The following is a 12,132-nucleotide window of genomic DNA, read 5'->3' on the forward strand; positions in this document are numbered from 1 at the left end:
ATACTCCTATTCTACTGAGTCCTGTTCCATAACAAATTGATTTCTATCAAGTTTTGATTTTTTTGTGTGATAAGAAAGCAAACGCATCCCATTGATGACCACCACTAGGATACTTAATTCATGGAAGAACATTCCACTAGCCATATAGACATAACCAAAAATCAAACCAATCAGCAAAAATAGAACAGTCCCTATCGCAATCGCGATGTTCTCCTTCATGTTCAACACCGTTCTTTTCGTTAGACGATACGCATGAACCAGATTTTCAAATTTCGACTGAATCAATACAATATCTGAGGTTTCCACCGCCACGTCTGTTCCGCCGCCCATGGCAATGCCGATATCAGCTAATGCAATCGAAGGACTGTCATTAATTCCATCCCCAACAAAGGCAACAATCTCCCCAGCTTCCTGTAATTGATGGATAAAGGCTGACTTTTCTTCAGGCAGCAGTTCCCCATAAATTTCAGATAAGCCTAATTCTTTCCCAACGATTTCGGCTGTCGTTTGATTATCACCAGACAACATGATCAAGCGCTTAATGCCATTTTTCTTTAGCTTATCAAGCGTCTCCGCTACTCCTGGACGTAGCTGATCTTTGATTCCAATCACCTGCACCACTTGATTTTCTGCTGCTACGAAGACGATTGAATGACCTTGCAGCTGTAATTGCTCAGCATCAGTCTTCACGACAGCCGGAAGTGAAATACTCTGCTCCTGCATCAGGGCTTTGTTGCCAATTGTTAGTTGAACCCCGTCAGCCGTTGCAATCATTCCCTTCCCCTTTTCAACCACCGTATCCGTCACTTTGATCTCTGCTGTTTTTTCCGTGTCCTTTACATACTCAAGAATTGCCCGGCCTAGCGGATGATCAGATTCACTTTCGATAGCTGCTGTTAAACGTAAATAGTCATGCGCTTGATTTCCATAGGCTTTTGCGAATGCTACACTAGGTTTTCCGTTAGTCAACGTCCCTGTCTTATCAAAAACCATCGTATTCACACGGCTAAAGGTAGTCATTACTTCGCTGCCCTTGATCAGAATGCCATTTTTTGCACCATTTCCGATTCCCGCAACATTCGACACAGGCACCCCGATAATCAGTGCCCCCGGACATCCAAGTACCAGAATCGTGATTGCTAAGCGAACATCTCGTGTCATTATCCCAACAAGCGCGGCTAAAACTAAAATAAGTGGGGTGTAATACTTGGCAAAGCGATCAATAAAACGTTCTGCCAGTGACTTGCTATCTTGCGCCTCTTCCACTAACTCGATAATTTTTCCAAAAGTTGTTTCTTCACCAACTCGTTGCGCTTCGATTTTTAGCGTGCCATTTTCCAAGAATGTTCCAGCAAATACCTGATCGTTCTTTTCCTTAAATACAGGATTTGATTCGCCGGTGACATTTGCTTCATTGAGATAGCCGGTTCCTTCGAGCACATACCCGTCCACAGGAACCTGTGCCCCTGTTTTAACTAATAAACGATCACCGATTGCGACTTCATCAATATCAATTTCTTCTGCGGCATTTCCTATCAGCCTCCAAGCTGTTGCAGGTGCAAGCTTTACTAGTTTTTGTATTGCTGAACGGGTATGCTCCAACGTTTTTTGCTCAAGTAAATGGCCTAGCAAAAACAGGAAGGTCACGATCGCTGATTCATTGTATTCGCCAATAATGAACGCACCAACCACCGCAATGGTGACTAACAAATCAATACTGATGACCTTCACCTTCGCTGCTTGATATGCTTGAATCGCGATCGGTGTCACCCCAAAAATCGATGCCAGTGCCATTCCACTATCGTAGACTGTCATTTGATGGAATAGGACTTTGGCGGCAATCGCTACGACAATAAAGCAGCCGCTAACGATGGTGATGGCTTTTTTGTGTGCGATTATTTCCTTCTGATACATCATTTTTCTCACTCCTCTTCTTTTCACTATTAGTTTACAAAGATCATAGAGAGAAATAATTGACAGCTATCAAGAAAACAAAAAAATCGACCGCAATAACCTACGATCGATCTTGTAAAATTAAATTAAGCTAAAACACAACGGAGCCAGTTCTTCCAAAGCTTGAGTTGTCGTTTCATCGACATTTGGGATAACGGCTGTTTTAAAGAACAATTTCCCCAGTTGGAAGCTGCGCTCCGGCTGTGTATTGTCAGATAAAAACACTGACAATGGCAAGGCGATTATTCATTAATGGCTTCGATACCCTGCTGCTTCATTTTTTCAACATGCTCCAACATGGTTTGCAGCTGCTCCTCAGAGTGTCCGGTCCATTCTCTCACCTCACCAACAACCTTTATAGGCTGACGCGTGCGATACGAGCGGGTGGGATTTCCGGGAAATTTTTTATCCGTTACATTAGGATCGTCCTCAAAGTCTCCTGTCGTCTCCACTTGATAAATCCGTTGTGGAGAATCTCCTAACGCCAGTTCAGCACCCCAGATTGCCGCATCCATCGTTGCTGAAAAATAAACAAAATTCGCTTTAGCTTGTTTGCCATAGTTTGATTTTTTTCCAGCCTCTAGTAAGTCTCCAACCTGTAAATCAGCTTTTGTTCCATGATAAAACGGGCCTTTATCTAATCTAGCTTCCATCGAATCACTCCATCATCTTTTTTCTGTAACCGAGCAGTATAGCAAGAAAAGGCTAGAGTGTAAACTTATTCAGTCGGCTTTACTTCCGATAGCTGTTCGGCAAATTGCCACGTCTCGCCATTATCAGAAGAACGATACAGGCAAGCAAACATTTTCCCCTGATCGATCCCCGCCATTTTCAATAAATAAAATTTCGTTTCTAGTTGATTGGTACTGACCTGTGTCACCTCGTTGGGCGTTTGGAAAAGATCCAATCCACCGGTCTGATAATCCGCGGGAATTGTCACGACTGCTTCTTTGAAGGAACTGCCGCTATTATTAGTGTAGTATAGGTTCTCCCGAGTAGAAACAAAGCCCAGCGTCGGATTGACAAAGCTAACATTTTGAACCGGTTGATTAATGGTTGTCCCATTGCTTCTAGACCACGTTTTGCCAAAATCATTCGTTTGGAAGATTTCTAATCCTTCCGAAGATACCTCTGGTGAAGCATTGGAATAAACCAGTACACCGCTGCCATCAGCGAAAAACTGCGCCTTGCGATAACGAATCCTCTGAGCATTCTCTGAGACGAGAGATTTTTGCCATGTCTTCCCTTGATCGTGGGAAAATAAGAAAGACAACTCCTTTTCGTTATCGGAATAAATAAACCAAGAAAAATCTGGCGCAATATTATAGGTTTTATCCATCCAATAGCCCAGCGGAATCTCGCCGCTAGTTAACAAATAGCTGCCAGAGCGCATCCATTCTGGTTTCAATGGTACAAATGACCAAGCACTTCCGCTATCGGTCGTCATATATAGCTCATGGGTTTCATTATTCAAATCCAATTGATTGGCCTGATTCGTCCGTTTTTCTGGTGCCGTTCCCTGCTGGACTATCAAATCATCGCTCGAAAGTGGTGCAGCTTCGCTTGATGCTGTGGACTTCGCTGGTTCTGAATGACCACCATAAAGATTTTGATGACGATTCAGTCCATCATACTTAAATACCCCGGCTGCTCCTAGAAAAAGCAGGCTGATCATCAGAAGCACCCATTTCTGATTTACTTCCTGTGCTTTTGGAAAGGTCATTGGCAGTCGCTCGGGTTCTTCATTGACCACAAATAATTGAACGGTAGAAAAACCCAAAAACTCTTGATAATTGCCTAAATAGATCGTCGCGCCGTCGAAGGTCGTCGTTAATTCAATACATTCTATTTTTAATAGACGAATCACGGGCTTTCGCTTTTCTTCCGCTAAATAATAGGCCTCCTGATCTTGATAGACGACCGGGTATTTCGCAGCTTTTTTCACCTGTCGTTCCAAAAATCGTTGGAACGAACGGCGCAGCTCGATTCCTTGAATCACGTTTACAATGAAAAAGAGCACCACTGCGAGCACACTAAGCAGTCCCAGCACGAGGGAAAAATGATAAAATCCCCGTAACCAATAGCCGCTGTCGATCGAGCGTACACGCATTTCTAACTGCTGATAGACAAAACTGCCGATTCCAAAAAAGAGCACACTTGCGCTTATTAAAAATAAAAAGGCAGACACCAGATTTTTTTGGCGATTCCTTCTTGCTCGATTGTATATCGGCTCCGCTGCAGAAAGCAATTCAATAATCAATAACTCCTGATCCATAATCTCTCCTATCAGTAAATTCTTTCATTTATTATCCGCCAAAAATCAACATATGGACAGCTTCTTTCAACGAATTTAAAAAAAGCCCTAGAGATTTCTCTCTAAGACTTCTTCAAACTCCCAGTAACCTCATGCATTCCCTTACGGATGTAAGTGAAGCCTGAGTAAAGCACTACTGCGATCACGACCCAGGTCAATACATTCATATTTAAGCCCGTAACAAAACGCGTAGCAACAATCACTCCGATGATTCCGCCGATCGTAATGCCAAGGCTGACCTTACGTGAGTAATCACCTGATTTAATAAAGTTTGTTCCGGCAACTGGCATCAAACCAGCACAAGAGGCCATCATGATAGGAAAAGCAACTAATGGACTCAAGCCCAGCATATAAACCATCGCCATACATGGTGCGTATAAGCCAACACCAATTGTCATTAACGCACCTAAAATGAAGTTACCGACAATACCGATGATTAATTTAATCCCAGTCAAGCTGGTCAAATGATTGCCTGTTCCTAATAAATCAAGTAGACCTAATTGCTTCAAAGCCATCAAGGCCGCAGTGATAATCAAGGCAATCCCCACATAAAACTGCACTTTTTTTTCAGGCAGCTTGCTGACGGTTTTTGAACCAACATACGAACCCACAATTGCCGCGAGAACTAATGAAAATAAGGTCAACGGTGCTACTTTGACAACTGTAATAAAAATAAATGCTTCAATAATGACTGGAACTGTGTGAGAAACGTTCAATGTTCCTGGCAATTGACGGTCATTGTCTAATTGCTTCGTCGTTTCCAACAGCATCGTCGTTGGCGCGAAGCTTCCGATCCCTAACGTATCCATCGCGTCAGTAATAAAACCAATCACACCAGAAACAAGGAAGTTTCCGCCGCCCCAGTTGCCACGTTCAGCAATCAAATCGCGAACAAAATAAAAAAGATAATAAACCAATAGGACGCCTAACAGTCCCAACAAAATTTGTACCATAATACTCTCCTTTAAATAAAATAATCAATGAAAGCTCTTTTTCCTCTTAAGATAATACAACAATTCACAAGAATTTTGACTTAAATCAAGTAATAGTTTGATGATATTCGTCAAATAAAGCAGCTAGGTTTCAATGAGTTTTAATAACGGATTGCTATCTTATAGCTGCGTTATGATTTCAAAAAAAATAACCCTCAATTACTTGAAGGTTATTCACTCAATACAAAATAATTATTTTCAGGATCGGAGAAATTGAATAGACGCTTTCCGCCTTGCTCCATCATAGGATTTACATTCGGACTAAGTTTTTGCAACCGCTCATGATAGCTGTCTAAATCTGTTACCTTTAGCATCAATGAAGGAAAGTTATCGACTACCTCCGGTGACACCTCTTCAATAAAGCGGCGATCAAATAGAACCAGCTGGACCGCTTCAAATAATTCTACCTTTACCTGTAGAGAGTCGTCCGGCATCGTTTGCTGCGAAACAATTTTCCCATCTAATCCTTCCTGCCAAAAAGCCGCGGCTCCCGCGACATCATTGACATACAACATGATCTCGATTGCCTTAAGCATTTTTCTCCACCACTTCCTTGAGACGAAAACGAACCATCTCTGTAATCAAATCCCGTGGCAGCTCTTTCGTATAGGGAATCTGTAAAGCTCCTTTTGAGGTTTTATAGTCCTTCAGCTGTTCCTCAAAAGCTGTCATCGCGCTAGGTGTCGGGTAAAAACCTAAATGCTTCTTCATGGCTCCAAAGTGAACCAAATTTTCCGTTAAGTAAAACGTCGGCATCCCGTAAGAGATTTTTTCAGTTGCTTCTGACGGAACCATTTCCTTGATAAGTTGGTAAATTTCTTTCAGCATTGGTTGCTGAGCTTTTTCAGCATCATGGATATATTCTTCAATCGGTGACATCGCTTCACGCCCTTTTTTCTTTTTAGTCTAGCGGAAATCATTGAAAAGGTATACAAACTTGCTTTACTCGTCCTTCAATAAATCGCCTAAAGAAAAGCCGTCGAAGGTCTCGCCATCATAGTATTTCAATAACTGCTCCGGTGTTAATAAGGAAGAAGTCATTTCTTCCTCTTTATCTTCAGCCTGGTTCAAGACCGCATATTCCTGATATTGTTCTGCTAACTGGCGGTACATCGCCTTTTTCGAAGGTCCTTCCCCGGTAATAAAAGGCAGTTCCTTGATATGTCCGCGATAAAGCGGCAGATTCTCTACCCATTCAATCGGCTGCTCCACAACGGTCAAATGAACGTCGTCAAAAATTTCTTCATACATTAGTTTTCTTCCTTTCGCATTTTTCTGTACTGACGCGGTGTGACGCCTTCAACCTGCTTAAAGCGTTTATAGAAAAAAGCTTTATCCTTGTAGCCTAAGCGCTCTACGATCGCTTGAATGGTCAAATCTGTTTGTTCTAAATAGCTTTTACAGCGATCGATTCTTCTAAACAAAACAAGCTCAGTAAACGTGTGCCCCGTCTTTTCCTTCAACAGACTCGATAAATAATTCGGATGAAAGTGAAATTTTTGAGCAACCTCTTCTAAGGTGACTTGTTCTAAACGAGCATCGACATAGGTTAAAATTTCCTCTGTTAATTGTCCATTCGATACAAAATTGTCCTTTGCGATCAGCCGTTCGGGTGCTGCCTGGCTAATTTCCACGATCAAAAGAACAAACGCGGATTTGGTCACTTTATTGTTAAAGTAGGCCATCTTCACCACTTGCTTCAAAAGTAACAGCGCGTAAAAATGCACATCCGTTACCTTCGCAAAGTCATAAATCAAAAAACGCGGAACATCGCTCAACTCAACACTCAAAGCTTCAACAAAAAAACGATAAAGCAGCGGCTCTTCAAAAAACTGTCCTAAAAGCGATTCCGTAAAGTAGCCTGCTTTAAAATAAAATGCAATGATTTCCGTCTCCAGATTGCCCTGATAAAACAGGGTCGTAGCTCCATTGGCGATGATCAATCCTCCAGTCTTCAACGCCTTTTCTGAACCATCAATCCTGACAGACACAGCTCCATTCATCACGTACAATATACGTATGAAACCAGTAGGAATCTCGATCCGCTCCTTTGTCTCCTTTGTTACAAAGGCCGCGATTTCCCGCTGCGAATTATCAGCAAAGCGTTGAACTTCATCACTCATTTGACCATCCTCAACTAAGTAACAATCCAATGTTTTCAGAAATTGATAGAAGCTGGCATACTGCGCCTTCGTAACATCCATTTTATCCCACCTTAGAATCAAACACTTTCTTCTTTATCTACACTATTTTAAATAAGGCTCAATAAGCATATAATTTCTTTATTGATTGTACCATGTTTAGGTATTTTAAACATTTGATTCAAACACTTTCCGCTGTTAGACGGATTAAAAACAAGGAGGATGTACAATGAAAATTGGTTTTATCGGTGCCGGCAATATGGCATCTGCAATTGTTGAAGGAATGGTCCAAAAAGGCTTTAGCAAACCAGAAAACATTTACTTATATGATATCGCAACAGAGAAAGTTCAAGCATTCGCCGAAAAAATCGGCACTCATGCACTTAGTGATCCGCAAGAAGTTATCAAAACAGTCGACACCTTAATTTTAGCGGTCAAACCAAATGTTATTAAGGGAGTCTTATTAGAGGCAAAAGACGCAATCCTGCAAAATGATCCATTGATCGTCTCTATTGCTGCTGGAACAAGTACCGAAGCGATTTATGAGGTATTTGAAACGGATCAACCGATTCGAATTGTACGTGTCATGCCGAATATGAATGCGATGGTCGGTGAAGGCGCAGCGGCTGTTTGCGGAAATCCAAGTGCCACAAAAGAAGACGTCGCAACGATCATTGACCTATTTAATGCAGTCGGCAAAGCATGGCCGTTAGAAGAAAAATATTTTTCCATCTTTACAGCCATCGCTGGCAGTTCACCAGCTTACACCTTCCTATTTATTGATTCGATTGCTCGTGCAGCAGTGAAAAATGGCTTGCCAAAAAATATCGCGTTAGAAATGGCAACCCAAGCAGTTCTAGGCAGCGCCGAAACCTTGGCCTACAGTAAAGAAAATCCATGGGAGCTGATCGATCGCGTAAGCTCGCCAGGCGGAACAACCGTCGCTGGAATCGTTGAACTAGAAGACAACGCCTTTATCTCAACAATGATTAAGGGAATCGATGCTACGATTCGTAAAGATGAAGAATTAGGAAAGAAGTAAACTAAAAACAGGTGTCTCTCTCAAAAACTTGAGAAAGACACCTGTTTTGTTTATCCTCTGAGGAATCACCTTTTTTACATATGAATCGGCATTCCCAGCCCGACTTCGCAGGCGTCCATCACCATTTCAGATAGTGTCGGATGCCCATGAATCGTCAGTGAAATATCTTCCAAGGTTAAATAAGATTCAATCGCTAAGGTGATCTCAGCCACTAGATCACTGGCATTGACACCGACGATCTGAGCACCTAAAATTAATTCTGTTTCGGCTTCAAAGACCAAGCGGACAAAGCCTTCCGTCGCATTCAGCGACAGCGCCCGGCCATTTGCCTGCATCGGGAAACTCGCTGTCTTGGCTTTGATTCCTTCCGCTTTTGCTTCAGCTAACGTGTATCCCACCGTCGCTACTTCAGGATCAGTGAAGCAGATCGCTGGAATCGCGCGATAATCTTTGGCGACATTTTTCCCGCCAATTACTTCTGCCGCAACCTTTGCTTCATAACTGGCTTTATGGGCAAGCGCTAAACCCTCAACAATATCTCCGATGGCAAAAATATTTTTTTGCGACGTTCGATATTTTTCATCCACCTTGACCAGATTTCTTTCCGTCAACTTGACTCCGGCCTTTTCCAAACCCAAGTTCTCGGTATTCGGTCTGCGGCCAACTGTTACCATCACGTAGTCTGCTTCGATCGTTTGTGTTTTGCCTTTGACTTCAAACTCAACTGCCACACCATTTGCCGTTTCAACAGCTTTTTTGGCTTTCGCATTTGTACAGACTTCTACGCCATTTTGTTTGAAACGCTTCGCCACTAACTCAGAAATATCACTTTCAAAATTCGGTACAATATTCGGACTGCCTTCAATGATCGTGACTTCCGAGCCCAGATTGCGATAGGCGCCGCCAAGCTCCGATCCGACGATCCCGCCGCCGATAATGATCAGTTTCTTCGGAATCTCTTTTAGGTTCAATCCGCCAGTGGAATCCAGCACCCGACCGGCAAACGTAAAGCCGGGAATTTCGATTGGACGACTACCAGTTGCCACGATGGCGTGTTTGAATTCCAGTTTTTCTTCACCATTTTTCGTTGTGATCGTCATGCTCTGCGGTCCGGTAAACTTGGCCCGACCCATGATCACATCGGCACCATTTTTCTTTAAGAGCATACCAACGCCAGAGGTCAGTGTTTTCACGACCTGCTGATCCTTCCACTGCTGCGTCTTCGTAAAGTCCAGCTGCGCTTCCTTGACACTCAAGCCTAGAAAATCAGAATGCTGCGCTTCCTGATAGCGATGGCCTGCGGTGATCAATGCTTTGGATGGTATACATCCGACATTCAAACACACACCGCCAATATGCTCTGCTTCTACTACCGTCACCTTTTGTCCTAATTGCGCTGCACGAATGGCTGCGACATAACCGCCAGGCCCGGCGCCAATTACGACTGTATCTGTCTTTTTCGTCATAGTCAGCCCCCTCTACAGCAACAAGCTCATTGGATTTTCCAACAGGTCAACGATCATACTTAAGAATGCTGCAGCAGGAGCGCCATCAGCTACTCGATGATCAAAGGATAAGCATAAATTCAAAGCCGTGACTGTCGCAACTGACGGTCCTTCTGACGTATTTTTAACGATCAGTTTATCGTAGCTTCCGCCAACACCTAAAATCGCCACTTCTGGCAAGTTGATGATTGGGTTAAAGGTTTGCACCTTACTGCGGCCTAACGAACTGATCGTAAAGGTCCCACCGCTCATTTCCGCTGGCATCAATTGTCCTTCACGAGCTTTCTTCGTTACAGCCTTGACCGCTGCCGTCAGATCGCTCAAGCCCATTTGACTGGCTTGCTCTACGACCGGCACTACTAATCCTGCGTCCACAGCCACTGCAACGCCCAGATTGACCTGATCAAATTGTTTGATCCCGTCCTCATAGGCATGAGCATTGAATTCAGGATATGCTTTCAATGCGACCATCGCCGCTTTTGCGATGATCTCTAAGAAGGATAGTCGTTGATCGGTACGTTCTTCTACCATTGGCAATAATTGCTTCCGTAGTTCGATTACTTTAGTCAAATCAACTTCGGCGTTCATCGTGACATGCGGGATCGTCTGCTTGCTCTCTGACATCTTGTCTGCAATGGCTTTACGCATCCCGCTCCAAGGAATCAATTCCCCTTCTGTCACTGCTGCTTTTGGTGTTGCAGCTGTCGTTGGTTCTTGATATTCCTTCACGTCCATTGCTTGAATTCGGCCTTTCGGACCAGACCCCTGAACCTTTTTCAAATCAATGCCCTTTTCTCTGGCAATCCGACGCGCTGCCGGTGTTGCCCGAACCTTAGTCGTTGCAACGACTGTTTCATTTACTGGTTCTGCCACCGCTTCGACAGCCTTTTCAGGTTCTTCAACTGCCGCTTCAGCTTCACCGCTGGGCATTTCTGCGGGAACGTCTTCCCCGGCTTCACCGATGTAGGCGATCACGGAGTTCACTGGTGCGCTCTCCCCGTCGCCGATATATTTTTTGAGTAAAATTCCTTCATCATAGGCTTCCACTTCGATCGCGATTTTATCGGTCATCACTTCAAAAATCGCTTCCCCGATCTCCACGGAATCGCCTTCATTTTTCAGCCACGTCGTGATCGTTCCGACATCCATCGTGGAACTTAACTTCGGCATCAATACTTCATTCGCCATTTTTTCGCCCCCCTATGCCATTAATCCACGACAAGCGTCAACAATATCTTCTACTTGCGGTACTGCTTTTTTCTCAAGCTCTGGATGATACGGCATCGGAATTTCTTTGCCGGCTAAACGAATGATCGGCGCATCTAAGAAATCAAAACACTCTTCTTCTGCGATTACACTGGCTAATTCCGCACTGAACCCACTGCGCTTCACTGCTTCCGTCACCACGACCGCTTTCCCAGTTTTAACTACAGAGTCAATGATCGTTTGCTTATCTAACGGCACCAAGGTCCGTGGATCAACGACTTCGATTTGAATGCCTTCTTCTGCTAAAATATCGGCAGCTTCCAAGGCTTTATGCACCATGATGCCTGTTGCCACAACGGAAATATCGGAGCCTTCACGTTTAATGTCCGCTACACCGATTGGAATCGTGTATTTGCCTTCCGGTACATCAGAACTCGTTCGGTAGCACAGCTTATGTTCATAGAACATCACCGGATTATTGTCTTCGATCGCCGCATGCAATAAACCCTTCGCGTCATAGGCAGTCGCTGGTTGAATGACCTTTAACCCCGGTACATGCGCTGTCCAGTTTTCCAAGCTTTGCGAGTGCTGCGCGGCCGCACCTGTTCCTGAACCGCCAGGCGTACGCATCACTAGTGGAATCCGAGCTTTTCCGCCATACATGTAACGAATCTTTGCCGCCTGATTAACGATCTGATCCAAGGCGATCGTAATAAAATCTGAAAACTGAATCTCAAAAATCGGACGCATCCCTGTCATCGCTGAACCAACGGCCGCACCTGCGATCACTGATTCAGAGATTGGTGTCGAACGTACCCGTTCCTCACCAAATTCTTCCACCATGCCGCGGCTCACACCGAAAGCGCCACCATAAACGCCGATGTCTTCGCCTAACATGAAAATATCTTGATCTTCCCGCATCGCTTCAGACATTGCTTCTCTGACTGCTTCCGCGTAAGTGATTTCTCTCATCTTTTGC

Annotated in this window: 12 protein-coding genes; 1 reads left to right on the forward strand and 11 read right to left on the reverse strand. The window is 44.0% G+C overall.

Translation table 11 applies throughout. From position 1 onward, the window contains the following. Positions 1–6: 6 nt before the first annotated feature. The 8 genes from KQI58_RS02915 to KQI58_RS02950 form a co-directional block, all read right to left on the reverse strand. On the reverse strand, positions 7–1,917 hold the full coding sequence (locus tag KQI58_RS02915; protein WP_216406307.1) for a heavy metal translocating P-type ATPase: 1,911 nt from the start codon (positions 1,915–1,917) through the stop codon (positions 7–9). Between the two features lie 278 nt (positions 1,918–2,195). Beyond that, complete coding sequence (gene arr, locus KQI58_RS02920) at positions 2,196–2,606, reverse strand: NAD(+)--rifampin ADP-ribosyltransferase (RefSeq protein ID WP_216406309.1); 411 nt, start codon at positions 2,604–2,606, stop codon at positions 2,196–2,198. Positions 2,607–2,671: 65 nt separating this feature from the next. Next, a complete protein-coding gene (locus KQI58_RS02925) occupies positions 2,672–4,228 on the reverse strand; it encodes a sialidase family protein (protein ID WP_216406312.1) in 1,557 nt (518 codons plus the stop codon). 101 nt (positions 4,229–4,329) lie between these two features. After that, entirely contained in the window at positions 4,330–5,220 is an 891-nt protein-coding gene (locus KQI58_RS02930; protein WP_216406314.1) for a sulfite exporter TauE/SafE family protein, read from the reverse strand. A 209-nt stretch (positions 5,221–5,429) separates the two neighbouring features. Continuing rightward, the gene (locus KQI58_RS02935; RefSeq protein WP_216406316.1) at positions 5,430–5,795 is read right to left on the reverse strand and encodes a VOC family protein; all 366 of its coding nucleotides are present in this window, start codon (positions 5,793–5,795) and stop codon (positions 5,430–5,432) included. Beyond that, positions 5,788–6,138 (reverse strand): iron chaperone, encoded by a 351-nt coding sequence (locus KQI58_RS02940; RefSeq protein ID WP_216406317.1) that lies wholly within the window; start codon positions 6,136–6,138, stop codon positions 5,788–5,790. The genes KQI58_RS02935 and KQI58_RS02940 overlap by 8 nt, the downstream gene beginning before the upstream one ends. Before the next feature lie 63 nt (positions 6,139–6,201). Continuing rightward, entirely contained in the window at positions 6,202–6,510 is a 309-nt protein-coding gene (locus tag KQI58_RS02945) for a hypothetical protein (RefSeq protein WP_216406319.1), read from the reverse strand. After that, positions 6,510–7,463, reverse strand: a complete 954-nt coding sequence (locus KQI58_RS02950) for a helix-turn-helix domain-containing protein (protein ID WP_216406321.1) — start codon at positions 7,461–7,463, stop codon at positions 6,510–6,512. Before KQI58_RS02950 ends, KQI58_RS02945 begins: the two co-directional genes overlap by 1 nt. Before the next feature lie 166 nt (positions 7,464–7,629). Here KQI58_RS02950 and proC point away from each other — a divergent pair, with 166 nt between their 5' ends. Then, on the forward strand, positions 7,630–8,442 hold the full coding sequence (proC, locus tag KQI58_RS02955) for a pyrroline-5-carboxylate reductase (RefSeq protein ID WP_216406323.1): 813 nt from the start codon (positions 7,630–7,632) through the stop codon (positions 8,440–8,442). A 74-nt stretch (positions 8,443–8,516) separates the two neighbouring features. Here proC and lpdA read toward each other — a convergent pair whose 3' ends face one another. From lpdA to KQI58_RS02970, 3 genes are read right to left on the reverse strand one after another with little or no spacing between them, the layout of a single operon-like run. Next, positions 8,517–9,908 carry a dihydrolipoyl dehydrogenase gene (lpdA, locus tag KQI58_RS02960; protein ID WP_216406325.1) on the reverse strand — a complete coding sequence of 464 codons (1,392 nt, stop codon included), beginning with the start codon at positions 9,906–9,908 and terminating at the stop codon, positions 8,517–8,519. Positions 9,909–9,920: 12 nt separating this feature from the next. Beyond that, positions 9,921–11,135 carry a dihydrolipoamide acetyltransferase family protein gene (locus KQI58_RS02965; RefSeq protein ID WP_216406327.1) on the reverse strand — a complete coding sequence of 405 codons (1,215 nt, stop codon included), beginning with the start codon at positions 11,133–11,135 and terminating at the stop codon, positions 9,921–9,923. A gap of 12 nt (positions 11,136–11,147) precedes the next feature. Next, positions 11,148–12,125 carry an alpha-ketoacid dehydrogenase subunit beta gene (locus KQI58_RS02970; RefSeq protein ID WP_216406329.1) on the reverse strand — a complete coding sequence of 326 codons (978 nt, stop codon included), beginning with the start codon at positions 12,123–12,125 and terminating at the stop codon, positions 11,148–11,150. Positions 12,126–12,132 lie beyond the last annotated feature (7 nt).

This window comes from Enterococcus raffinosus (assembly GCF_018917525.1).
Lineage (GTDB): Bacteria > Bacillota > Bacilli > Lactobacillales > Enterococcaceae > Enterococcus_A > Enterococcus_A raffinosus_A.